This window comes from Streptococcus oralis (assembly GCF_015561235.1).
GTDB classification, from domain to species: Bacteria; Bacillota; Bacilli; order Lactobacillales; family Streptococcaceae; genus Streptococcus; species Streptococcus oralis_BK.
Window position 1 is genome coordinate 527,406 of record NZ_JADMTC010000001.1, and the last position, 24,976, is coordinate 552,381.

The following is a 24,976-nucleotide window of genomic DNA, read 5'->3' on the forward strand; positions in this document are numbered from 1 at the left end:
CCATTTAAATCTGATGAGAGGACAAGTATGAGAGAAAAAGTGATCGAACAAAAGTTAGCAAGCGAGGTTTTAAAGCGTGGTGGTATCTGTCCAAAGTGGGTATCACCTTCCTTTTCAGGAGTACCTGATCGACTGGTATTCTTACCCAATGGCAAGTTTGGTTTGGTGGAAGTAAAAGCACCTAATCAACATCCTAGAGCTTTGCAGGTGTCACGGCATAAGTTATTTGAACATTTAGGATTTCGAGTCTATGTTTTAGATAATAAGAAAGATATTGAGGAAATATTGGATGAAATTGAAACTGCATGACTATCAAGAAGTCACCAAAGACTTCATAATAAGAAATCCTCATGTAGCAGTCATTTTAGACATGGGGATGGGAAAAACAGCTACAACCCTGTCAGCCATTAACGAACTAATGTTTGACCGTTATGAGGTCTCAAAGGTTTTGGTAATTGCTCCGCTTAGAGTCGCAAATACAGTATGGAGTGACGAAATAGAGCAGTGGCAAGAACTGTCTCATTTGAGATATTCAAAAATTGTGGGTACTCCTAAACAACGACAAGAAGCACTCCAAAAAGATGCGGATATCTACATTGTAAATCGTGAAAATATCACTTGGTTAGTTGAAGAGTGTCATCCGCATTTCAAGTGGGATATGATTGTCATTGATGAATTAAGTTCATTCAAATCATGGCAATCAAAACGTTTTAAAGCTTTTATGGCCATGCGCCCCTACATGAAACGAGTGGTAGGTTTAACAGGTACACCGAGTTCCAACGGATTGATGGATTTGTTTGCGGAGTTCAAGGTCATTGATGGCGGTGTTCGTTTGGGACGTTTTATCGGAGAATACAGAAGTCGTTATTTTAGAGAGGGACGTAGAAATGGAAACGTCGTCTATGAATATACTCCAATGGACTATGCAGAGTGTCAAATCTTTGACAAGATTGATGACATCACAATTTCTATGAAAGCAATGGATTATCTACAAATGCCGACATTAATCTCAACGAAAAAATCAGTCCATCTCACAAACGCAGAAGCAAAAAGATATAAAGAGTTTAAAAAGGAATCTGTTATTTCTGATTCTAACGAAATTGAAGTAACAGCAGCAAATGCTGCTAGTTTATCCAATAAACTGGTTCAAATGGCAAATGGTGCAGTTTATTCTGACGATCACAAAATTATCAAGTTACATGATCAAAAACTTGATGCTCTGGAAGATATTATTGAAGCTGCAAATGGAGAACCAGTTCTGGTCGCTTATTGGTTCAAGCATGATTTACTTCGTATTCAAGAACGATTGAACAAGCTTAGGGTTAAAAGTACAGTTCTTAAAAGTGAAACTGATATTCATGAATGGAATAAAGGGAACATCACTGTTGGTTTATTGCATCCAGCTAGTGCAGGACATGGTTTAAATTTACAAAAGGGGGGTCATCACTTAGTGTGGTTTGGGTTAACTTGGTCTCTTGAACTTTACCAACAAACCAATGCTCGACTTTGGAGACAAGGTCAACAAGCAAACACAGTGATTATTCAGCACATTGTAACGGAAGGTACAATTGATGATGATATTCTAAAAGCTTTAACTGCCAAGGACGCACAACAATCACGTTTGATTGAAGCAGTAAAAGCACAAGTAGGAGGTTGATATGGATAAAGTAGACTACTATTTTCAACACTATCAAGATGCAAAAAGAGATTTAACGATTGCGAAGAATTTGATTGAAAACTATAAACCCATTTCAGAAGATGCTTTTCTCTATTCTCTTGCTACTAGACAGACAAATGAAGAACGTGTTAAAATGAGTAAAACTAATGTTAGGACAGAAAATATGGCTCTATCTTTTCATGATAAGTTCTTAGCGGAGGAAAGAGAATATCAGGAGTCATTGTTTGAAAAGTACTGTCATTTAAAAACCGATCTCGATTTCTTTGAACTTGCTGTTTCTTCTGTTGATGAAATAATGAGGGATGTAGTTGTTGATTTGGTCTTAGCTGGATTGACATGGGATGAGTTACTACCTAAGCATAATGTTTCTAGAATGACAGTTAGTCGATATAGACAAAAAGCCTTAAAACAAGTAAAAGAATATTACCGTTTTGCTGGTAAAACCTTGAGTATAAATGGATAATGATACTAGGGTGTTACTAAGGTGTTACTAAGGTGGTACTACCCTGTTACTAAGTTGTTACTAAGATGGTACTGCTTTTTAAAAATGACTGTGATATACTTAAGATGTCAAAAAAGATAGAAAATCGGCTATGTTCACTGGATAAAATTCTGGTACTACGGTAATATACACCTAGAAAAATAAGAGGAGAATAACCATGTGGACCAGAGGGCAGATTCATTATCACGGACAAATAGTTGATTACATAGCAAAAGTCAGTGACCAACCTTCAGATGTAGGTATTGATTTAGGATGTGTATTCAAATTAGAGGTTGAGGTTACTGAAAATACTATCATTTCTTATGACAGAGGATGGGATATCTACCCAGAATCTGATGAACAAGAAGCTATTCTTGAAGTGATTTTGAAAACTTTAAAAGTTTAAAATATCTTTAAAATTATGCACAAATGACTGGATATATCCCGCTCTTAGAGGTAATATGGTTACAACAAAAAAGAAAGAGGATAAAACCATGAAGAAAGAGGATATTTTAACAAAAATCGCAAAAAATAGAATAGGCGCTGAAACGCTAGAAACGAGAAATAGCGACAGCCTTGACTTTTATGACATCAGCGTTTGGGCATTGAAGGAAATGCTTGAACAAGCCTATGAAGCAGGTAGAAAAGCAAAATAAAAAAACAGAGCCTTACCCAAATGGGAAGGCTTTTTGCGTGGAGGAAAGAATGATTATTACGAGTGAACAAGTATCTAATGGCCATCCAGATAAGATTTGTGACCAGATTTCAGATGCAGTTCTAACAGTATGTTTAGAACAAGATAAGAATAGCAGGGTTGCAGTAGAAACTCTTATCAAAGATAATCATATAGTGGTTGCTGGAGAAATGAAAACAACAGCCTTGTTTGATTTAAAAACTGTTGTTCGAAATGTCGTTAAACCACTAGGAATGGATAATATCATTGTGACGAATCTTATCGGATTACAAAGTGATGATATTTCTCAAGGTGTTGATACAGGTGGTGCTGGTGACCAAGGTATGATGTATGGATATGCAACTGATGAAACTAACGAATACTTGCCGCTTCCCTACGTTTTAGCAACTCGTGTTCTTGAGAATCTTATGGAACTTCAGCATCCGCTATTAGGGAAAGATGCTAAGGCACAGGTTTCTTATGATTATGACAATAAAAGAATTACAACATTCTTAGTATCAATTCAGCATAGCGATGAAATGACAATTGAGAATCTAAGAGTAATTGTTAAAGAATCTATGATAAAAGTTGCAAAACAGTATAAACAAAACCTTGATTTTAATGTTTTAGTGAATCCTACTGGTCGTTTCGTTCTTGGTGGTTCTTATGCAGATGCTGGAGTTACTGGAAGAAAAATTATCGCTGATACTTATGGTGGATTTGCCCATCATGGTGGTGGTGCATTTTCAGGAAAGGATCCAAGTAAAGTGGATCGCTCAGGAGCTTATATGGCACGTAAGATTGCAAAAGACATCGTTCGTGAAGGATATGCTAAACGATGCGAAGTTCAATTAGCATACGCTATAGGGGTCGCAGAACCGGTTTCTATTCATGTAGAAACATTTGGAACAAGTAACTATACGAGCAAGCAATTGGTAGGAATGATTAAAGAACGGTACGATTTAACACCGAAAGGGATTATCAAGGAGTTGGATCTTCTAAACGTAGACTACACTCAATCTACATGTTTTGGACATTTTACGAAACCAACTCTTCCTTGGGAGCAGTAAGATGCCACGTAGACCAAGAACTCCCTGCAAGCAGAATGGTTGTCCAAACCTTGTGACCTATGGAAACAAGTACTGCAATGACCACAAGACTAACCACGTACTTGACGCCAAGACAACCAAAGCTAAAGGTTACAATTCACGGTGGAATAAGGCGCGGATTCGTTACTTAAAGCTCAATCCTCTCTGTGTTTACTGTCAAAGAGAAGGTCGACTGACCAAGGCAACAGTGGTTGATCATATCACTCCCCACCGAGGTGACCAAGAACTCTTTTGGAATCAATCTAACTGGCAAGCTCTCTGTAAATCTTGTCATGATAGAAAGACCAAGACAACGGACCTATATGTGGAATATACCTATCGGTTTTAATATTGTAGTTACGTTCTAAAAATATCTCTCTTTTATAATTTGGGGTAGGGGGGATAAAATCTCTAAATCCTTGTCCGTAAAAGACCGACGCCCCCTCAAACGTAAAATTTCGCAAAATTGGTAGGGTGGGATATAAAAATCAATTCAAAATAGTAAAGAATCCAGTAAGAATATAGAATTAAGTGAGTGTTATTTTCGTAAATTCGTTTAAATTTAGGTACGAAAATAACCTTATTTTTTTAGTATAAAAGTGAGGAACAGGTATGAATAACTTTCAACGAGAACAAATTTGGTTGCTCAGAAAAAATGGTTTAGGATACGGTGAAGTTGCTAAAGTAATTGGTTTATCTAAAGACTCTGTTAAGAAGTATTGTAAAAGACATCCTGAGTTAAAGGGACAAGGAACATTACCGTATTTGATGGTTGAGAAACGAGTTGAAAATGGTACAAACTGTCCTCAATGTTTTCAACCTATGGTTCCTAATAAAACTGGACGACCGAAGAAATTTTGCTCAGATAGGTGCAGAATAAATTGGTGGAAAAATCATCAAGAGGAGCATGATAAGGAACAAACTGCATATGAAGAAATGACTTGCCAATGTTGTGGTAGGTCATTTTTATCTTATGCCAATCCCAATAGAAAGTATTGTAGCCATGCCTGCTACATACAGATAAGATTTTACAAAGGAGTCTAAAATGACGAACCAACCAACAATGGAAATAAAAGAACTTCCTCTGAAAGAATTAAAGCCTGCAGCTTATAATCCTCGAAAGAAACTGAAAAAAGGGGATAAGGAATATGAAAAAATTAAACAGTCGCTTCTTAAGTTTGGATATGTTGACCCTATTATTGTCAATGAAGATTTAACTGTAATTGGTGGTCATCAACGCTTGACAGTTCTTAAAGACTTAGACTATGAAACTGCTAAGTGCGTCATCGTTGATTTACCCAAAGAAGATGAGAAAGCATTGAACATTGCACTCAATAAGATTACAGGTCAATGGGATGAAGCTCTCTTAGCTGACTTACTTTTAGATTTACAGGAGTCTGATTTCAATCTAGACCTTACTGGTTTTGAGCCACCAGAGATTGATGACATCCTCTCCAATGTCCATGACAAGGAGTTGTCTGAAGATGAGTTTGATGTGGAAGAAGAATTGAAGAAACCAACGTTATCAAGACATGGGGACATTTGGCAATTGGGAAAACATAGAGTCATTTGTGGTGATTCTACAAAAGCTGAAACCTATAAGCAGTTGCTAGATGATAGGAAAGCTAATTTAGTAGTAACGGACCCACCTTATAATGTGGACGTTGAAGAGACGGCTGGGAAAATCCTAAATGATAATATGTCTGACGGAGACTTCTATCAATTTCTCCTTTCTATGTTTACTCAAGTAGAAAATCACATGGAAGATGATGCGTCTATCTATGTTTTTCATGCAGATACGGAAGGACTCAACTTCCGTAAAGCTTTTAAAGATGCTGGTTTCTATTTGAGTGGGTGTTGCATCTGGAAAAAGAACTCACTTGTATTAGGTCGTAGCCCATATCAATGGCAACATGAACCTTGTTTATATGGGTGGAAGAAAAAAGGAAAGCATCAATGGTTTAGTGATCGGAAGCAAACTACCATTTGGGAATATGACCGTCCTAAGTCTAGTAAAGACCACCCAACCATGAAACCAATTCAACTTATGGCTTACCCTATTCAAAACTCTTCTATGCGTGGAACAATAGTTTTAGATCCATTTTTAGGTTCTGGTTCTACTTTAATAGCTGCAGATCAGACTGGACGTGTTTGTTATGGAATCGAACTGGATGAAAAGTTTGTGGATGTCATTGTTAAACGCTATATAGAAGTTACAGGAGATACTGAAGTAACCGTACAACGTAATCATGAGGTTTTAACTTATAACCAAGTGTTAAAGGAGTTGGAGGAACAAGTATGACACTAACATTTCTAGATTTCTTTTACGGAGTTGGTGGCTTTCGACATGGGCTAGAATTAGCAGGAATGAAGTGTATAGGATTTTGTGAAAAAGATAAGTTTGCACGAAAGTCTTATGAAGCAATGTATGATACGAAAGGAGAATGGTTTCATGACGATATCACAACAATCGATCCAACACGATTACCAAAAGCAGATCTCTGGTGTGCGGGAAGCCCTTGTCAAAATGTGTCTATCGCAGGGAAACGAGCCGGCCTATACGGTGAGCGAAGTGGACTCTTTTTTACATTTGTTGAACTCATCAAAAGCCAAAAAGAAGAAGATAAACCCGAATGGGTTCTCCTTGAAAATGTTAAAGGACTTTTATCAAGTGGTGGGGGACGAGATTATCTCGACTATCTCTCTATCTTGGATGAATCAGGGTACGACCTTGAATGGCAAGTGTTCAACTCAAAAGATTACGGAGTACCACAAAATAGAGAACGCATCTATACTATCGGACATCTTAGAAGAAAAGGTCGACGACAAGTACTACCTATCAGCAGAGAAAGCAGTAGCCATCTTAAGCAACTTGTAGGCGGTATGCAAAGCTACCGTGTCTATGACCCCAGTGGTATTGCAACAACACTTGTTGGAGAGGGTGGGGGACTAGGAGCTAAGACAGGTCTTTATCTGATTGACCAATCACTAACTGAACCAAAGTTAACTGTAGAAGCAAGATGTTTAACTGCTCGTTATACTGCTGGTGCGACAAAGCGAACAGCAATGAACTCTGGAGTGCTTGAGGTCCAACCAATTTTGACACAAGGTATCAAGGTTAGGAACGGAACAAAGCAAGGTTATCAATTGGCGGTGGTTGGTGACTCGGTTGATCTTTCTTATCCAAGTTCATTAACGAGAAGGGCAAGAGTAGGGAGAGGAATAGCTCACAACCTTTCATGTAGCTGCCAGATGGGCGCAGTAGTTTGGAAGGGTCGTGTTGTCAAAATTAGAAGACTTACTCCAAAAGAGTGTTTTAGACTTCAAGGTTTCAGTGATGACTTATTTGAAAAGGCAAAAGCTGTAAATTCAGATGCACAACTTTATAAACAAGCAGGAAACGGAGTCACAGTACCAGTTGTGTATGCTATTGGTTGTGCTATATTATCTTCAAAATATCATCAGAAATAACTGGATAAAGATGAACTTTAGAGTTAATATGTACTAAACAAAAGAAAAGAGGTTATATTATGGACGACTTAAAAGTGAAGACTTTGAAATCATTGTATCCCAATGGAACTCGAGTCAAATTACTCGAAATGGAGGATCCATTTGCACCACCTATAGGTACTCTCGGTACGGTAATTGGTGTTGATGATATTGGTTCAATTTTAGTGAATTGGGATAATGGACAAAGTTTAAATGTACTTTACGGAATTGATAAAATAATGAAATTGAGATAGTTATGTGGGAAATGATAACTAGAGAATTCAATGGTCGGCACTATCATATTGAGTTTCTTAGGGAATACAGTACTTATGATCGACATATTGATAGAGCTTGGATAGCAATCCTAAAAATTAAACGAAATAAAGAAATAGTTTTTCATTATGAATATGGTAAAATCATTGATCAATTGGATGATTTTGATAAAATTATCTATCAAGAAATAGTGGATACATACAATAAATTATAATTTGGAACTCGATGTGAGTTCTTTTTATTTTAGGAGGTGAATTAGTGGCAATTAGAGGACGTAAACCGAAACCTACAAATTTAAAAGTTCTAGAAGGTAATCCTGGTAAACGGCCTCTCCCAACGAATGAAGTAAAACCTCAAAAGAAGGCTCCACGTTGCCCCCAGTGGCTTGAAGAAGATGCTAAGAGGGAATGGAAACGGATGGGAAAAATATTGGAACAAATGGGATTACTGACGGAAATGGATATGACTGCATTTGCAGGTTATTGTCAAGCTTACGCACGATGGAAAGAAGCAGAGGAATTTTTATCAAAACATGGTTCTATCTTAAAGACACCAAATGGTTATTTACAGCAAGTTCCACAAGTTTCAATTAGTCAAACTAATTTAAAAATCATGCTGAAGTTTTGTGAACAATTTGGTCTAACCCCATCCGCTAGGAATCGTTTAGCTACTATGGATTCAGAGGTTGGTAACGGTGACGAAATGGAAGATTTGTTGGGAGGTTTACTATGACTTTTCATTATGAACCAACTCCTTTTATGCTAGCTTCATCACATTATGATAAAAGTAAGGCTGATAGAGCAGTGACTTTTATTCAAAACCTTTGTCATACTAAAGGAAAATGGGCAGGTCAGAAGTTTATACTATTACCTTGGCAGGAACAGATAGTACGAGATATATTTGGGATTGTTAAAGAAGATGGGAATAGACAATTTCTAACTGCTTATATTGAAATTCCAAAAAAGAATGGGAAGAGTGAACTAGCAGCAGCAATCGCTCTTTATCTCCTTTATGCAGATAATGAAGCTAGTGCAGAAGTTTATGGTGCTGCATGTGACCGAAATCAAGCCTCTATTGTATTTGATGTAGCAAAACAAATGGTACTAATGAGTCGACCTTTAGAGAAACGTTCAAAAATAATGGGTGCTACGAAACGAATTGTTAACTACTCTAATGCAGGTTTCTATCAAGTTTTGTCCGCTGAAACTGGTACAAAACATGGTCTCAACGTTTCAGGACTCGTGTTTGACGAAATACATGCGCAACCCAATCGCCACCTCTATGATGTCTTAACTAAAGGTTCAGGAGATGCACGAGAACAACCCTTATTTTTCATCATTACTACTGCAGGAACAGATAAGAATTCAATTTGTTACGAGTTACACACAAAAGCACTTGATATTTTAAAGGGCAGAAAGAATGATACATCTTTTTATCCTGTCGTTTATGGTTTATCTGATGAAGAGGACTGGAATGACGAAAGTAATTGGTTAAAAGCAAATCCGTCATTAGGTCATACCATTGGTTTAGACCGCGTCAGAGAAGCCTATAAACAAGCACTCGATAATCCTGCTGAAGAAAATGTATTCAAGCAACTACGGCTAAATATGTGGACAAATTCTACAGTTGCTTGGATTCCAGAACATGTATACAACAAAGGGGATGCACCAATCAATTTTGAAAGTTTGAAAGGTCGTGAGTGTTATGCTGGACTAGACTTGTCAAGTACATCCGATATCACAGCCTTTGTTTTAGTTTTTCCACCTAGGAATGAACTAGAAAATTACATCATTCTACCCTATTTCTGGTTGCCAAAAGATACTCTTGAACTTCGTTGTCGTAGGGATCATGTTTTGTATGATGTATGGGAACGGCAAGGTTATTTAAAGACGACAGAGGGTAATGTTGTTCATTATGGCTTTATAGAGAAGTTCATTGAGGAATTATCAAAGCTATACAATATAAAAGAAATCGCCTATGATAGATGGAATGCAACGCAAATGGTGCAGAATCTAGAAGATATGGGACTGACGATGATTCCTTTTGGTCAGGGGTACAAGGATATGAGTCCACCGTCAAAGGAATTATTCAAACTTATGATGGAAGGTCGTATACAACACGGAGGACAACCTGTTTTAAAATGGATGTCGCAAAACGTAGTTATGCGCCAAGACCCTGCAGGCAATATCAAACCAGATAAAGAGAAATCAATTGAAAAAATTGATGGAATTGTTGCTCTTATAATGGGGATTGATAGATGTATTCGACACCAAAATAATGAAAGTAGTATTTATGATGAGCGAGGGATATTGAGCTTTTAGTTGAATTTTAAATATAAAGATGATACAATGTATTTACAAATCATCTTTACAAAGAGGTATTAATCATGGCAAGTACTCAACCTGTTAATTTTAGAGCAGATTCGACTTTTTACCAACAAACGAAAGAAATCTTAGCTGATGAAAAGTTAACCCTGTCAGATATTTTTAATGCTGCACTTCGTAAAATTGCGACAGGTGCAGTTGATCCTAAAGAATTCGTATTTAGTGATTCACAAGAGACTCAATATCAGGTTGCTTTTGAGGACTTGAAAAAGGAAATCTTGATGGGACATCAAGAAATTGAGCAAGGTAAACTAACGTCTTTGGCAGATGTAAGAAAGGAATTTGGACTTGAGTAATCATAAACGTTACCATGTTTCTCTTACGGATCAAGCCAAGAAAGACTTGAGGGAAATACATGATTATATTGTACTGAATTTTTACAGCCAACAATCTGCCGATGGTAAACTAGACCTTATTTTAACGGCACTAGAAACTTTAGAAACCTTTCCAGAAGCATGCCCTTTGGTGTCGAGTCGAGGTTACGGTGAATTAACAGATGACGGTAAACGTTACCGATATATGCCAATTGAAAATTACTTAGCTTTTTATTATATCGACAAATATGAGGTTTATGTCTCCAGAATTTTAAATTCCAAGCAGAATTGGGCTAAGTTATTCAATAAATAAATTCAATTATAATTCATAGAGCATCTCATAAATGAGGTGCTTTTATTGTACTCAAAAATGGAGGATTAGATGGGATTCTTAGATTTCTTTGGAAGAAAAAGATCACGAGATAAACCGCATAATAGTTATGAAGGTCAGGATTTTTCCTATCTCTTTGGACGAACTAGCAGCGGGGAGAATGTGGATGAGTTTAAGGCCATGCAGACTACAGCTGTTTATGCTTGTGTGCGAATATTAGCTGAGGCTGTCGCCTCTCTACCCATTCATATTTACGAAAGAACACCTAATGGAAGAGAGAAAAAATTTGAACACCCTCTATATTTTTTACTTCATGATGAACCAAATCCAGAAATGTCTTCTTTTGTCTTTCGTGAAACTTTGATGACTCATCTTTTGATATGGGGAAATGCATATATTCAAATCATAAGGGATAAGAGTGGTCAGGTTATCAGTTTGTATCCCTTATTACCAGATAAAATGTCAGTACACCGTGATGAAAATGGGAAACTTTACTACAAATATCAACGTCAGACCGAAGAAAATCCAAATTTCAAGGATAAAGGAAGTGTTATTTTAAAACAAGAAGATGTCCTTTACATTCCAGGACTTGGTTTTGATGGATTGATTGGCTATTCTCCCATCGCATTAGCAAAGAACGCAATTGGAATGACCCTTGCTACAGAGAATTACGGAGCATCATTCTTTAAAAATGGTGCAAATCCTGGTGGTGTATTGGAACATCCAGGGATTTTGAAGGATCCAAAAAGAGTACGTGATTCTTGGAATGCGGTTTATAACGGTGTCACAAATGCACATAAAGTTGCAGTACTAGAAGAAGGGATGAAGTACACTCAAATAGGCATTCCTCCAGAAGAAGCGCAATTCTTACAGACTCGGAAGTTTCAAATCAATGAGATTGCACGTTTGTATAGGATACCACCACATATGATTGGTGATTTAGAAAAATCTTCATTTTCAAATATCGAGCAACAATCACTAGAGTTTGTTAAATACACATTAGACCCTTGGGTAGTTCGTTTAGAACAGGCCTTCAAGAGGTCTCTTTTTTTGCCTGAAGAAAAGAAGAAGTACTTTGTTAAGTTCAATGTAGATGGTTTATTACGTGGAGATTATCAAAGTCGTATGAGTGGGTATGCTATTGCAAGACAGAATGGCTGGCTATCTACAAATGATATTCGAGAACTTGAAGATTTAAATCTTTTAACAGATGAAGAAGGAGGAAACCTTTATTTGATTAACGGAAATATGACTAAATTAAAAGATGCTGGTGGTTTTATGACAAAACAGGCAATTGAACAACCTCAAGAAAAACCAAAGGAGGAAGAAGATGCGTAAATTTTGGAGTTTTTCAGACGAAGGGAATATTCGCACTCTTCGTATTGAAGGACAGATTGCTGATGAAACATGGTTTGGAGATGAAGTTACTCCACAACTCTTTAAAAATGATTTAAATGCAGGAAAAGGTGATATCACCCTCTGGATTAATAGTCCAGGGGGTGATGTTTTTGCTGCAGCACAAATCTATAACATGCTGATGGATTACAAGGGAAATGTGCATGTCATAATTGATGGTCTTGCCGCTAGTGCTGCCAGTGTCATTGCCATGGCTGGAACAACAGTATCCATGAGTCCTGTTGCAATGATGATGATTCACAATCCATGGACAATTGCACAAGGTGAAGCAAAGGATATGGAAAAGGTCATTGAAATGCTGGGGGAAATCAAAGAGTCTATTATGAATGCCTATGAGTTAAGAACAGGATTATCTAGGACAAAAATCTCACATTTAATGGATTCTGAATCATGGTTTAATGCGAGAAAAGCAGTTGAACTTGGCTTTGCGGACAAGATTTTATTCAGTAAAGATGAACCTAAAGAAGAACTAGAACTAAGCAGTTATTCATTTAGTAGAGCCACTGCGGATCATAACCTTGTTGTTAAACTTCAAGCCAAAATAGATAGCTACAAACCTTTATCAACGACTCCTCTCAATCAGTTAAGAAAACGATTAGATTTATTGAAATAATGAAAGGAAAACTAACCTATGTCTAAATTACTTGAATTAAAAGAAAAACGAAATCAAGCTTGGGAACAAGCAAAAACTTTCCTAGACTCAGTGCGAACTGAAGATGGTTTAGTCTCAGAAGAAGATTCTCAACGCTATGATGAAATGGAAAGTAAAATCAATCGCTATAATCAAGAAATCGCTCGCTTAGAACGACAAGAAAAGATTGATCTAGAACTTGCTCAACCAACTTCTCAGGCTTTGACAAGACAGCCTACCACTGTCTTAAAAGATAGTGAGGTAGAAGATGAGAAGAAGGGAACTAAGTCTGATGTCTATTCCAAAACCTTTTGGACGAATGTCCGTAAGCGTAACTTCTTTGATGTTAAGGATGTTCTTCGTGTTGGAGAAGATACAGAGGGTGGCCATTTAGTACCTGATGAGTATGAGAAAAAACTAGTTCAAGGTCTTCAAGAAGAGAATTTCTTCCGAAGTCTAGCAACCGTCATTAAAACATCAAGTGGAGAGCGGAAGATTCCAGTTGTTACAGGGCATGGAACTGCGTCATGGATGGATGAAAATGGACTTTATCCTGAAACTGATGAGACATTTGGTCAAGTAACACTTGATTCACATAAGATTGGAACAGCTATTCGAATCTCAGAAGAATTGTTAAATGACTCAGTATTTGATTTAGAATCCTATATGACTAGTGAGTTTGCACGACGTATTGGTACAGAAGAAGAGAAATCCTTCCTTATTGGAGATGGCTCAAAGAAACCAACAGGAATCTTTACCCAAGCAAATGTTACTGGTCCTTCAACGACGACTAAAGACATTACGTTTGATGACATGATTGAATTGTATCATTCTCTTCCTGCTCCGTATCGTAAAAATGCAGTATGGATTCTTCATGATACAACTGTCAAAGCAATCCGTAAACTGAAAGACAATAACGGAAATTATATTTGGCAACCGTCTACACAAGCTGGACAACCAGATTTAATTCTTAACCGTCCATACTATACATCTACCTTTGCACCTCTACCTGAACAGGGGAATAAAGCCATTGCATTTGGAGATTTCTCATATTACTGGATTGCAGACCGCCAAGGACGTACTTTTAAACGTCTCAATGAACTTTATGCTAATAATGGTCAAATTGGTTTTCTTGCATCTCAACGTGTTGATGGGAAATTAGTATTACCAGAAGCAGTAAAAATTTTAACTGTGAAAGCAAAATAATCATGATAAGTCTAGAAGAAGCAAAACTTTACCTTAAGGTAGAAAACACAGATGAAGATGACTTGATTACGCAATTAATTGATACGAGTAAAAAACTCTGTGAAGAAACGTTAAGGCAGAATACTTACAGTGAGGTTCTAAGAATGGCAATCCTTTATGGGGTTGCCTATCTTTATGAACACCGTGAAACAGCTAATTATAAAGAGTTAAAACAAATGTTATATCACCTACTATTAGCTGATAGGAAGGATATTTTTTGATGAAAATCGCTCCGTTACGTGACCGTCTTACATTTGAAGTGCGTAAAATTGTGGTTGATGAAATTGGAAATGAATCCTCAGTTTGGAACACGGTTTTCCAAAGATGGTGTTCTAGTCGCCCATTGACCTTGACAGAAAATGAGGGGAGTGTGTCTAAACTCCTTTATAACAAAATTCAATTTACACTAAGGTACGACAAAGCGGTACTAAATCTAAGTTCATTAAAAACTAGGATAAAGTACAGAGACGCCTACTTTACGGTAGATTCAATTGATGGTGATAGCGTTCCTAGGCAATTGATTTATATTGTAGCAACTAAGGAGAATGACTATGAACAGGATAGGAATGGATGAGTTGGAAAAAGTAATTGATCAAGAGTTGAGTGATTACATTAAAGAGACGACATCTGCAATGCGAGAGGTAGTAGAAGAAGTAACAGACAGTGCTGTAGATACTTTAAAGATCTCTTCTCCACGAAAAACTGGTAAGTATGCACGAGGTTGGAAAAGCAAGTCAACAAGTGACAGTCCTACAGGCTTAACAAAAACCATTCATAACCGAACACCAGGCTTAACTCATCTCCTAGAAAATGGTCACGCTAAACAAAATGGTGGTCGAGTAGAAGGGCAAAAACATATTGAAATCGTTGAAAAAAGTGCCGTTAAGTCACTTGAAGATAGGCTGAGACAAAGATTGTGAGGATTTCATGACATTAAAAGATTTCTATAACATTTTAATAAAATCAAAGTTGCCAGTAGCTTATCATCATTTTGAAGAAGGAAGAAGTCCAGCTCCACCATTTATTGTATATCTTGTTAAGGACTCTGAAAATGCTGGAGCTGATAATTGGAGCTATCATAAGACTCTTAATCTTCAAGTGGAACTCTATACCTTAAAGAAGGACTTAGAAATCGAAACTAAGATGGATGACTTATTCGATAGTCATTCAATTTTTTTTGACAAAGTAGAGACTTATATCTCAACTGAAAAACTCTATCAAATTACATATTACATTTCATTAAACGGAGGATAGTTATGACTGAAAAAAATAAAGTTACCTTTGGATTACAAGATGTTCATTGGGCAGAAGTTACAACTGAAGCTTCAAATGGCGCATTGACTTATGGGACGGTTGAACGATTACGAGGTGCAGCAGAACTAACCTTGGAACCGACTGGTGACAAAGGTTCTTACAAGGCAGATAATATCAACTTTTATACTTCAGAATCAAATGATGGTTATGAGGGAACATTGAAGCTCGCCTTATTAACTCAAGAATTTTTAACTCGTGTCTTAGGAGAAAAATTAGATCCAACAACTAAAACGATTTCTGAAATCGCAAATGCTGAAAAGAAGAATTTCGCTCTGATGTTTCGTTTTGAAGGAGATAAGAAAGAAACACTTCATGTTTTGTATTACTGTTACGCATCACGTCCGTCAATGGGATCAAAAACAAAATCTGGTTCAGATATTAATGAGGTTGAGTTAAACTTTACTGCAAGTCCCCGTCCACTTGATAAGGTGGTTCGTCGCAAAACGACAGAAGAAACAAGTGATGAGATTCGTCAGAATTGGTTCAAGGAAGTCTTTGAACCTCGTGAATAAAGGAGTTACAGATGAGAGATAGTATTACAATTTCAGGAAAGACCTATGAATTGGCTACTAATGCATATACACCGATTGCCTATAAAGAACAGTTTGGTAAAGATTATTTTCAAGACTTGTTTTCAATGGTGAGTACGCAGTCAATTCTTGATAAGATTGAGCACCTAAATGAGGAAGAAAAACTCGAAACTGGTGACATTGATCTATCCATCCTGACCAATTTTGATATGACTTTTTTTCACAGAATTTTTTGGGTGTTTGCTAAATCGGCTAATCCAAGAATTAAACCATTCAAAGAATTCTTTATGGAGATGGAGGAGTTTCCAGTTCAAGAAGTAGCAACTATCTTAATGAACATGCTTAACCAAGGGATGAATACAAGAAAAAAGCAGATCAAACAGAAACAGCAAGTGAAGAAATCTTTACGGTAGAAAGCTATTTATTTTGTTGTAAGGAAACTGGCTTATCCATAGACGACTTAAAACATATTTCAATTGGGATGGCTCTTGATTATCAAACTGATTATGTAAACTTGCGGACAAATGAAACAAGCAACACAAGAAAAGCAAATCAAAGTGATTTTGATAATTTTTAATAGAAAGGAGATGTGAACATGGCTGGAAATATAAAAGGTATCACAATAGAAATTGGTGGTGACACCCACCCCTTGCAAAATGCCTTAAAAGGGGTAAATAAACAAGCAGCTGAATCAACAAAAGAATTGAAACAAATTGATAAGGCTCTTAAGTTTGATACAGGAAATGTCACACTCCTTACTCAAAAACAAGAAGTGCTTGCTAAACAAGTTGAAACCACTAAAGAAAAATTAACTACCTTAAGGCAGGCACAAGCCCAAGTTGAAGCTCAATTTAAGTCAGGTAATATCGGGGCGGAACAATATCGAGCCTTTCAAAGGGAAGTAGAAACTACTCAGACAGTACTGAAAAGTTATGAAAGCAAACTAGAGGGTGTCAATCAAGCCTTATCGGAAAATGGAAATCGAATAGGTACTACTAAAAGTCAATGGGATAGCTTGAAACAAGAACAAGCTCGTCTAGCTTCTGAGAGTGAAAAATTAACGAGTCAATTTAAATTACAAGAAAGTGAACTTTCTTCAAGTGCTAGTGAATCTGAAAAGCTAGCTTTAGCTCAAAGAAAAGTAAATGAAAGTTCCTCTTTACTAGAAAAACAGATTCAGAATTTAGAGAAACAGCTAGAACTAACAAAATCTCAGTATGGCGAAAACTCGATTGAAGCCAATAAACTGGAACAGACTCTAAATGATACCAAAACGGCCTATAATCATCTTCAAAATGAGATGGAAGAGATGGGCACTAGTTCAACAAGTGCGAAGGATAATCTATCAGAAATCAATCATCTCTTAAAGGCAGATATCCTAATGGAATTCAGTGATCGTTTAGCAGAATTATCACAAAAATTGATTGATTTTGGGAAACAGTCGCTTGAAGCTTTTAACGAAGTTGATGAAGGGATGGATATCATTGTTACCAAAACTGGTGCTTCTGGCCAAGCTTTAGAAGAGATGACAACTATCGCAAAGAACCTTGCTACTGAAATTCCAACAGACTTTAATACTGCTGGTAGTGCAGTCGGAGAGTTGAACACACAATTTGGTTTAACCGGTGATAGTTTAAAATCAGCTTCAAGTTATCTCATCCAATTCGCATCCATAAATGGGAGTGATGTTACCTCATCAGCTATTTTAGCTAAGAAAGCTATAGAAGCATACGGCTTACAGGCAACGGATTTGTCTAGTGTTCTTGATACTGTCACCTTTACCAGTCAAGCTACTGGGGTGGGAGTTCAAGATCTGATGGATAAGGTTGTTTCTGGAGCACCACAAATTAAGGCATTAGGGCTTTCATTTGATGAGGGTGTGGCTTTAATGGGGAAATTTGAAAAGGCTGGTGTGGATTCATCAGCCTCTTTATCATCCTTATCAAAAGCATCGGTGAAGTATGCGGCATCAGGAAAGACTTTACAGCAAGGTTTATCTGAAACCATCGAAAAAATTAAAAATTCAACTAGCGAAACTGAAAAGTTAACCCTCGCTTCAGATATATTTGGAACTAAGGGTGCTCCACGAATGGTGGATGCTATTAATCGTGGTGCTTTATCTTTTGATGACTTAGCTGAAACAGCAAAGAAAGCATCAGGAACAGTCGGCTCAACTTATGAAGCGACACTAGATCCAATTGATAAATTTACAACTTCTCAAAATGAAGCTAAGTTAGCATTAGCTGAAGTTGGGGATGCTATTGCTGTCACTTTTGCACCGATACTAGAGATTTTAGCTGATTTGTTACGTTCAGTTGCAGAGTGGTTCTCTAGTTTATCAACGCCAGTAAAACAATTTATCATTATTGTAGGTAGCCTCATTACTGGATTAGGATTATTACTCCCTGTATTTTTAGCACTTCAGGCAGCTGCCTTAGCAATGGGTGTCACAATTGGTGGTTTAATAGCAAGTGTAGCGCCTATTATAGCTATAGTCTTAGGAATTATAGCTGTTCTTGCCTTGTTAATTGTTGGAATAAAAGAACTTTGGGAACATAACGAGGGATTTAGAACAGCAGTAATGGATATTTGGAATGCTATATATTCTTTTATATCTACTATCATTCAAGAAATATCAGACTTTATTTTAAGCATTTGGGGGACTCTAACTTCATGGTGGACTGAGAATCAAGAGTTAATTCTTGCAGCTGCAACCACAGTTTGGAATGCAATCTCAACAGTCATAACTACCGTTATGTCAATTCTAGAACCCTATATTCAGGCAGCATGGGAAAATATAAAACTGATTATCAGCACAGCTTGGGAAATCATCAAACAAGTAGTTGAAACGGCAATCAATCTTGTCTTAGGCATTATTAAAGCAATCATGCAGGTTATAACAGGAGATTGGTCTGGTGCATGGGAAACAATAAAGGCAGTTATTTCAACAGTATGGGAATCCATCAAGTCAATTGTAAGCTTAGTTCTAAGTACTATTAGTCAACTTATATCAAACACCTGGAATGGGATTAAGAACACAATTAGTAATCTCTTATCAGCAATTAGTAACGTTGTCAGTACAATTTGGAATAGTATCAGTTCAACTATTTCAGGTATTCTAAATGGAATCTCAAGTACAGTGTCTAATGTTTGGAATGGAGTAAAAAATACGATTTCAAATGCAATTAACACTGCCAAAAATGCAGTTTCAACTGCTATAACTGCTATCAAAAATCTCTTTAATTTCAGATTTCAGTGGCCACACATTCCTTTACCTCATTTTAGTGTGTCAGGATCTGCAAACCCTCTGGATTGGTTAAAGGGACAAATTCCTAGAATCGGAATTGAGTGGTATGCAAAAGGGGGAATTTTAACAAAACCAACTGCCTTCGGAACAATAGGGAATTCCCTAATGGTAGGAGGAGAAGCAGGAAACGAAGCGGTACTCCCTTTAAATGAATCTACTCTTGGGTCAATCGGAAGAGGTATTGCAAGAACGATGGATTTAAGAATGCCAGACATCAACATTTCGATTACTGGAAATATTATCCGAGAACAGGCAGATATTGAAAAAATAGCAAATGAAGTAGCAAGTCGAATCGCAGAAGAATTAGCACGTCAAAAACAATTGAGAGGAGCCACTATATGATTAAAAGAAACGAGTTAGTCATAGACGGAATTGGAACTTCTAGTTTTCCTTTTAAGGTGATTGTCCACGAATCGCCTTCTGTTATCTTAGCGGAGAGTAAGACGAGTTTATTAGAACATAAAGGAATGAGTGGCGCTCTTTCGCAAACAAATCGGCACAGAGATTTGATTGAAAAATCATATACGATATACATTGTTAAGCCCTCAGAAGAACAACTTCATCAATTTATGGGTCTATTTATCAAGGAGCAGTTTTGGCTTGAGAGTGAACGGATGAAAACCACACGTCTTTGGTGTTACCGAGTAAAATGTACTGAGGTAAAACAAGAGAGAGATGGTGTGTATGCGACGAAAGCTACCTTTATTTGTCATCCTACAAAGTTTTTTAAATCAATGGATAGACAAACTTTGACATCAAACGGTGTACTTAGAGTTCAAGGGACGTCTCTAGCGTTCCCCAAAATAACGATAATGGGGAATTCGGCAACTGAGACTCAGTTTACGATTGGAGATCAGGTTATTAAAATTGAAAAACTTACAGAACCTCTTGTGATGGTAAACGAACCAAATAGTCCAAGTTTTCTAACGGTTAGCAAAAAGTACATCAAATGGTCTGGTGATTTTATCACTATTGATCCAAGCGCTAAAAAAGAAGTAGGTGTTGTTCTTGGTAGAGGTATTACTTCTTTAAGCTTTGAAACAAATTGGGGGTGGGCTTAAATGCTATTTTTGTTGAACAAAGATATTAGAACTGTAAAGTGGAATGGATTACCTCTTCATGAAACCAGCTCTGCTATTGTAAAAGAAACCCTGAACGGTGATTTCACCTTATCTATTCGCTATCCAATTACCGATTCTGGTATCTATAAACAAATAAAAGAGGATATGCTTATCAAGGCTCCTGTGCCTGTCTTAGGATTCCAGTTATTTCGTATTAAAAAACCAATTGAAAACGATGATAGTTTGGATATAACCGCCTACCATATTTCAGATGATATTATGCAACGGTCTATCGAACCAATTAGTGTTCTTAATCTTACTTGTGGTATGGCCTTATCCCAAATGGTTCAAAATACTAAGACCAATCTTGGTGATTTTTCATTTACGAGTGATGTTACAGATCGCCGTACTTTCAATACAAATGAAGTAAAGACACTCTATGCTGTCTTAATGGATGGTGCCCATTCTATCATAGGAACTTGGGAAGGGGAGTTGATTCGTGACAATTTGGCTCTGACAATCAAGAAGAATAGAGGTGAAAATAGGGGTGTTGTCATAACAACACATAAGAATCTAAAGTCTTACAAGAGAACCAAATCAACTCAATCAATCATTACTCGTATTCATGCAAAATCAACATTTAAACCAGATGGAAAAGATAAAGACCAGACAATTAAAATTACTGTCGATAGTCCTCTAATCACTTTCTATCCATATATCAATGAAAAAGAGTACGAAAATAATACTCTTAAAAGCATTGAGGAATTAAGGAAGTGGGCTGAGGCTAAGTTTAAGAATGAAGGAATTGATAAGTTATCGGATGCTATTACGATTGAAGCCTATGAACTCGATGGGCAGGTTGTACATTTAGGGGATACCGTAAATATCAAGAGTTTGAAACATGGGATCGATATTCCCAAAAAGGCAGTTGCTTATGAATTTGATGCACTGACACAAGAATATATCTCGATTACTTTTGATGATAAACCAATGGTAGGTGCTTCAACTTCAAATAGTGCAATTTCAACTGTCGCAAATGAAATTTTAGACTCTGGTTTCACATTACAAGAAGTCGCAATTGAAAAAGCTTTGAGAAATGCGAACACAGCATTTGATGCCGAATTCACTAAACAAAAAGAATCAATTCTAGATGATATTGAAAAAGTCAAAGCTAGTGCAGAAGTTTACGCAGATGGTATTCGTCAAGAGATTGAAGGAAAGATTGCTGATGTTGATTCTAAAGTTCTATCTAATGAATTACTTAATGAAAATAGATACAACGATGTATTGGCTAAAGCAAATAGTAGTAGAGATTTAGCTAATCATGCCTTAGAGGTCAGTAAAGAAGTTAAAGAAACTACTAATACAGTACTAACAGATACCTTAAATTATAAAAAAGAAGCTATTGCTGAAGCAAACCGTTTAGTTGAACTCAGCAAGAATAGCTTATTGAATCAAATTACAACGGTAGAATCTTCAATTGATAAGCTTACGGGTGTTATTACTAACAAGGTTTCAAAGACAGACTTTGATGCTATCAAAAATACCGTAGAGCAACAACGAACGGAAATATCACAAGCCAAGGATAAAATAAATCTAAAAGCTGAAAAGACCTATGTAGAAAATATTAAACAAACAGCTAACGAAGCACTCCAAAGAATATCAGAGAACGCATTAGCAATATCTAAAACTAAAGCTGATTTACAAGTTGCTGCCGATGCTATAAAGACTAAAGTATCACAAACAGATTTTAATCAAACGACAAATCGACTTGCTACTACTGAAACAACAATTAAAATCCAAGCAGGTGAAATAGCCAAACGATTGACCAGTAGTCAGGTAGAATCCATTATCAATTTAAAAGGATTTCAAACTAAATCGGATGTTGATAAAAATATTTTAGATAGAGGTTATGTGACGAACTCTAGCGTGCAAAATTTAGTTAGAGAAACATCCAATAGTTTTAGTCGGACTATTAGTGAAACTAAATCATTAATACCAACTAGTGTTTCTCATCGAAACTTAGCATCTGGTTCGAGTGATAGTTGGACTTCATACAAAGAAATAAACTCGAAACTCAATTGGATTCAAACAATAGGTAAAGTTCCTTATGGTGATTCGACTGGCATTTATGCAGGGACAAAAATCAATCTATTTGTTTATATTTCTGTCGATAATGTTGTTTTAGATTCAACTGTTACTCCTAGAATTATTTTACAAGGTCCAGGCTATAAAAAATCAGATAATAGCGCTGTATGGAGTGTTCATTCCAATCCCTTTCATACCTCTTGGTCTAGCGTTTTAAAAACTGGTACAAACTACCATCTTATTAAAATTTCTCGGATCGTAACAGAAGAGATGTTCAATAATTTTAAAAACTTTGAATTACAATTTCGTATTGATGGAGCAAGTTCAGGTAAGTTTCATTGGAGAGCATTAATGATTACTACTGGAGATATTTTTCCAAATTATTGGACAAAGCCTATCGAAGATTTAACAACTGTAACGGCCTTTAACGAAGTAAAAGATACTCTAACTAGTCATACAAGAACTATTAGTGAACAAGGCAAAACAATTAGTCAGGTTGTACAAACATCCGAAGGACTGATTACAAGAGTCAGTGATTTAATTGATACCCAAAACTTAGTATACGATCCAACAAATTTTAGTAAATATAGAGAACGTGAACCGAATTCGAATTTAGTTATGACTGGAACTAATGAATATAAGCTACTAAGAATTGCTCAAAGTGGTAGGACAACAAATGGTTGGCGTGGTTTCCAAATGCCTCTTCATAGTCAAAAATTTGTTGCTGGTGAGAAACTTTCTTATAGGGTCAATTTATGGATAGATGTACTACCTGATGGAAAAGTTGGTTTTGAAATCAAATCAGGTAACTCAATAGGAGGTTTCACTATCAGTCCGACTAGAACAGGCGCAGCTCAAATTTTTACAGGAACTTTTACGATAAATAAAACCGTGACAAAAACAGATGATTTTGGGCTTCATATTTGGGTAGAAAAGAACGGCACTGTGGCAGTTGGCCAAATTTCAATTGTTCGAGGTAGTCAGCCACCTAAAAACTTTGTAGATAGTACATCCTTTCAACAAATTGCAACAGAAAGTCTTGTTCAGCAACATCAAGGTTCCTATTCGATTCAAAATTTAACTAATGCAGGCTCTTTAATTTCAGGTATTAATCTAGGCGCGAATGGAATCAATAGAATCATTGGTAAGGCAACTCATATCACTGGGGATACTTTAATTGATAGAGCAGTCATTAAATCAGGAATGATTGATAAATTAAAGACATCAAACTTTGAATCTGGGTCAGTAACTACTATGGTATTAGCGTCAAATTCAGTAACTGCAGATAAAATTGTCGTGGATCAAGCGTTTTTTAATAAGTTAGTTGCAAATGAAGCTTATTTACGACAGTTGTTTGCAAAGAATGCTTTTATCAATAGTGTACAAAGTGTTAGAATCGATGCTAGTCAAATAAAGTCAGGCTTACTAAGTGGTGATAGAATCCAAGGTGGGACAATAACCGGAACCACAATTTCTGGAGGATTATTAACTGGAGAAACAAAAATTAAGTTAGGTGCTTATGGTTCATTTGACACTATTAACGGTGGGTTACAGATTAATGTTCCTCGTCAGTTTAATTCTAAAGATGGTTTAGGTGTACAATTTATAGGTTCTTATGGCCGAGGGGACAATGTTCCTTACGGCTTATTTATTTACAAAGATTCAGATTTTACTACTGGAAACACTGCAAGTGATAGTGATGATTTTCTATTGACGGTCGAAGGATACATTAAGGCAAAAGGAATTGGCTGGTTGAAGTACGGTAAAAGCAGCATTAATGGCTCAACTACAGGAACTATTAGTTATTGGAATTCTAATAATGTATCTCTAGACTTTGGTGGATCAGGAAATGATATTTACTACTCATATAACGGAAATGCTTATAGCTTATGGCAAATTGTTAACCAACATTTTTCTGATAAAAACTTGAAAGAGAATATAGGCTTATCTAATTATAAAGCACTTGATTTTATCAAAAGATTCCAATTTAAAGAGTATGACTGGAAGAAAATAGGGAATCGGATTCAAAAGGCTCATACCAAAATTGGACTCATCGCTCAAGATGTTCAACAAATTGATTCGTCACTGGTGTATGAAAATGGTGGTTTTCTGAATCTTGATAATACAAGATTAACGAATATCGCTTTAAAAGGGATTCAAGAGTTAATACTTGATATTCGAAAATTAAATAAACGATTGGAGATGTTAGAAGATGAACACAGATTTAATCCATCAATTAGCAGTTGACTCATTGACTAAAAAGTTGGCGCAAGCTGAAAGTCAAGCATCTCAGAGCGAGGCACTTTACTTAGTTGCTGCGAGTGAACTACAGTTGATGAAAGATGTATTAGATTATGACTCAGACCTCAAGGATTTATTTGAGGAAGTAAAAACTAAAAGAGAGAAAGGAGAAAGTTAATGGCATTAGAAATTACTAAAACAACACGTTTGGTTGGAAATTTGAAGATTGGGGATGAAATAGTTAAGCAGTATACTGTTGATGTCGATGAACATGGTGTTTCTACAGTATCTGAGTTTCTCTATCATTCAGAGCTCTATGCGGAGCATCGTCTCGAAATGAGAAACCAAGAAAAATTGTTCCGTGATAAACGATATGAATTAGAAGATGCTGTTTTAGCTGAAATTGAGTCAAATAAAAAAGAACTATAGGGA

29 protein-coding genes are annotated in these 24,976 nt (G+C 36.5%); all 29 read left to right on the forward strand.

The window, feature by feature from the left end; translation table 11 throughout:
* Positions 1-27: 27 nt before the first annotated feature.
* The 29 genes from I2H52_RS02720 to I2H52_RS02865 all read left to right on the forward strand — a co-directional run bounded on the left by I2H52_RS02720 (position 28) and on the right by I2H52_RS02865 (position 24,973).
* A complete protein-coding gene (locus tag I2H52_RS02720) occupies positions 28-309 on the forward strand; it encodes a VRR-NUC domain-containing protein (protein ID WP_001208474.1) in 282 nt (93 codons plus the stop codon).
* Positions 290-1,657, forward strand: a complete 1,368-nt coding sequence (locus I2H52_RS02725) for a DEAD/DEAH box helicase (protein ID WP_000768923.1) — start codon at positions 290-292, stop codon at positions 1,655-1,657. Before I2H52_RS02720 ends, I2H52_RS02725 begins: the two co-directional genes overlap by 20 nt.
* A 1-nt stretch (position 1,658) precedes the next feature.
* Positions 1,659-2,141, forward strand: coding sequence for a hypothetical protein (locus I2H52_RS02730; protein ID WP_000361939.1), 483 nt, complete (start codon positions 1,659-1,661; stop codon positions 2,139-2,141).
* Positions 2,142-2,337: 196 nt separating this feature from the next.
* Positions 2,338-2,565 (forward strand): DUF7678 domain-containing protein, encoded by a 228-nt coding sequence (locus I2H52_RS02735; RefSeq protein WP_195594086.1) that lies wholly within the window; start codon positions 2,338-2,340, stop codon positions 2,563-2,565.
* 55 nt (positions 2,566-2,620) lie between these two features.
* A complete protein-coding gene (locus tag I2H52_RS02740) occupies positions 2,621-2,815 on the forward strand; it encodes a DUF6900 domain-containing protein (RefSeq protein WP_049520278.1) in 195 nt (64 codons plus the stop codon).
* A gap of 49 nt (positions 2,816-2,864) precedes the next feature.
* Positions 2,865-3,902, forward strand: a complete 1,038-nt coding sequence (gene metK / locus I2H52_RS02745; RefSeq protein WP_195594900.1) for a methionine adenosyltransferase — start codon at positions 2,865-2,867, stop codon at positions 3,900-3,902.
* 1 nt (position 3,903) lies between these two features.
* Complete coding sequence (locus tag I2H52_RS02750; protein ID WP_156672182.1) at positions 3,904-4,269, forward strand: HNH endonuclease; 366 nt, start codon at positions 3,904-3,906, stop codon at positions 4,267-4,269.
* A 263-nt stretch (positions 4,270-4,532) separates the two neighbouring features.
* A complete protein-coding gene (locus I2H52_RS02755; RefSeq protein ID WP_139658621.1) occupies positions 4,533-4,964 on the forward strand; it encodes a helix-turn-helix domain-containing protein in 432 nt (143 codons plus the stop codon).
* A gap of 1 nt (position 4,965) precedes the next feature.
* Positions 4,966-6,222 (forward strand): site-specific DNA-methyltransferase, encoded by a 1,257-nt coding sequence (locus I2H52_RS02760; protein ID WP_195594088.1) that lies wholly within the window; start codon positions 4,966-4,968, stop codon positions 6,220-6,222.
* Entirely contained in the window at positions 6,219-7,391 is a 1,173-nt protein-coding gene (locus I2H52_RS02765) for a DNA cytosine methyltransferase (RefSeq protein WP_195594091.1), read from the forward strand. The genes I2H52_RS02760 and I2H52_RS02765 overlap by 4 nt, the downstream gene beginning before the upstream one ends.
* Positions 7,392-7,450: 59 nt before the next feature.
* A complete protein-coding gene (locus tag I2H52_RS02770) occupies positions 7,451-7,663 on the forward strand; it encodes a DUF4314 domain-containing protein (protein WP_000342240.1) in 213 nt (70 codons plus the stop codon).
* Between the two features lie 277 nt (positions 7,664-7,940).
* Positions 7,941-8,414, forward strand: coding sequence for a phage terminase small subunit P27 family (locus tag I2H52_RS02775; RefSeq protein WP_001007670.1), 474 nt, complete (start codon positions 7,941-7,943; stop codon positions 8,412-8,414).
* Positions 8,411-10,003 (forward strand): terminase large subunit, encoded by a 1,593-nt coding sequence (locus tag I2H52_RS02780; RefSeq protein WP_195594094.1) that lies wholly within the window; start codon positions 8,411-8,413, stop codon positions 10,001-10,003. The genes I2H52_RS02775 and I2H52_RS02780 overlap by 4 nt, the downstream gene beginning before the upstream one ends.
* Positions 10,004-10,068: 65 nt before the next feature.
* Positions 10,069-10,362: an antitoxin gene (locus I2H52_RS02785; protein WP_195594097.1), complete on the forward strand. Its 294-nt coding sequence runs from the start codon at positions 10,069-10,071 to the stop codon at positions 10,360-10,362.
* Positions 10,355-10,693, forward strand: coding sequence for a type II toxin-antitoxin system RelE/ParE family toxin (locus tag I2H52_RS02790; RefSeq protein WP_173276745.1), 339 nt, complete (start codon positions 10,355-10,357; stop codon positions 10,691-10,693). The genes I2H52_RS02785 and I2H52_RS02790 overlap by 8 nt, the downstream gene beginning before the upstream one ends.
* Positions 10,694-10,762: 69 nt before the next feature.
* Positions 10,763-12,049, forward strand: a complete 1,287-nt coding sequence (locus tag I2H52_RS02795; RefSeq protein WP_195594099.1) for a phage portal protein — start codon at positions 10,763-10,765, stop codon at positions 12,047-12,049.
* Positions 12,042-12,740, forward strand: coding sequence for a head maturation protease, ClpP-related (locus tag I2H52_RS02800; RefSeq protein WP_195594102.1), 699 nt, complete (start codon positions 12,042-12,044; stop codon positions 12,738-12,740). Before I2H52_RS02795 ends, I2H52_RS02800 begins: the two co-directional genes overlap by 8 nt.
* 18 nt (positions 12,741-12,758) lie before the next feature.
* Positions 12,759-13,964: a phage major capsid protein gene (locus I2H52_RS02805; RefSeq protein ID WP_195594104.1), complete on the forward strand. Its 1,206-nt coding sequence runs from the start codon at positions 12,759-12,761 to the stop codon at positions 13,962-13,964.
* A 2-nt stretch (positions 13,965-13,966) separates the two neighbouring features.
* A complete protein-coding gene (locus tag I2H52_RS02810; protein ID WP_006153583.1) occupies positions 13,967-14,224 on the forward strand; it encodes a head-tail connector protein in 258 nt (85 codons plus the stop codon).
* The gene (locus I2H52_RS02815) at positions 14,224-14,577 is read left to right on the forward strand and encodes a head-tail adaptor protein (protein ID WP_049501432.1); all 354 of its coding nucleotides are present in this window, start codon (positions 14,224-14,226) and stop codon (positions 14,575-14,577) included. The genes I2H52_RS02810 and I2H52_RS02815 overlap by 1 nt, the downstream gene beginning before the upstream one ends.
* Complete coding sequence (locus I2H52_RS02820; protein WP_004240834.1) at positions 14,555-14,923, forward strand: HK97 gp10 family phage protein; 369 nt, start codon at positions 14,555-14,557, stop codon at positions 14,921-14,923. The genes I2H52_RS02815 and I2H52_RS02820 overlap by 23 nt, the downstream gene beginning before the upstream one ends.
* 7 nt (positions 14,924-14,930) lie before the next feature.
* Positions 14,931-15,257: a hypothetical protein gene (locus I2H52_RS02825; RefSeq protein WP_000172711.1), complete on the forward strand. Its 327-nt coding sequence runs from the start codon at positions 14,931-14,933 to the stop codon at positions 15,255-15,257.
* A 2-nt stretch (positions 15,258-15,259) separates the two neighbouring features.
* Positions 15,260-15,829, forward strand: coding sequence for a major tail protein (locus I2H52_RS02830; protein WP_045616007.1), 570 nt, complete (start codon positions 15,260-15,262; stop codon positions 15,827-15,829).
* Between the two features lie 11 nt (positions 15,830-15,840).
* On the forward strand, positions 15,841-16,260 hold the full coding sequence (locus I2H52_RS02835) for a hypothetical protein (protein ID WP_006153800.1): 420 nt from the start codon (positions 15,841-15,843) through the stop codon (positions 16,258-16,260).
* 182 nt (positions 16,261-16,442) lie between these two features.
* Positions 16,443-19,496, forward strand: a complete 3,054-nt coding sequence (locus tag I2H52_RS02840) for a phage tail tape measure protein (RefSeq protein WP_195594107.1) — start codon at positions 16,443-16,445, stop codon at positions 19,494-19,496.
* Positions 19,493-20,215: a phage tail protein gene (locus I2H52_RS02845; protein ID WP_102210774.1), complete on the forward strand. Its 723-nt coding sequence runs from the start codon at positions 19,493-19,495 to the stop codon at positions 20,213-20,215. Before I2H52_RS02840 ends, I2H52_RS02845 begins: the two co-directional genes overlap by 4 nt.
* Complete coding sequence (locus I2H52_RS09690) at positions 20,216-24,550, forward strand: phage tail spike protein (protein WP_229104480.1); 4,335 nt, start codon at positions 20,216-20,218, stop codon at positions 24,548-24,550.
* Positions 24,516-24,722 carry a hypothetical protein gene (locus I2H52_RS02860; protein WP_049520298.1) on the forward strand — a complete coding sequence of 69 codons (207 nt, stop codon included), beginning with the start codon at positions 24,516-24,518 and terminating at the stop codon, positions 24,720-24,722. Before I2H52_RS09690 ends, I2H52_RS02860 begins: the two co-directional genes overlap by 35 nt.
* Positions 24,722-24,973, forward strand: coding sequence for a hypothetical protein (locus tag I2H52_RS02865; RefSeq protein WP_195594109.1), 252 nt, complete (start codon positions 24,722-24,724; stop codon positions 24,971-24,973). The genes I2H52_RS02860 and I2H52_RS02865 overlap by 1 nt, the downstream gene beginning before the upstream one ends.
* Positions 24,974-24,976 lie beyond the last annotated feature (3 nt).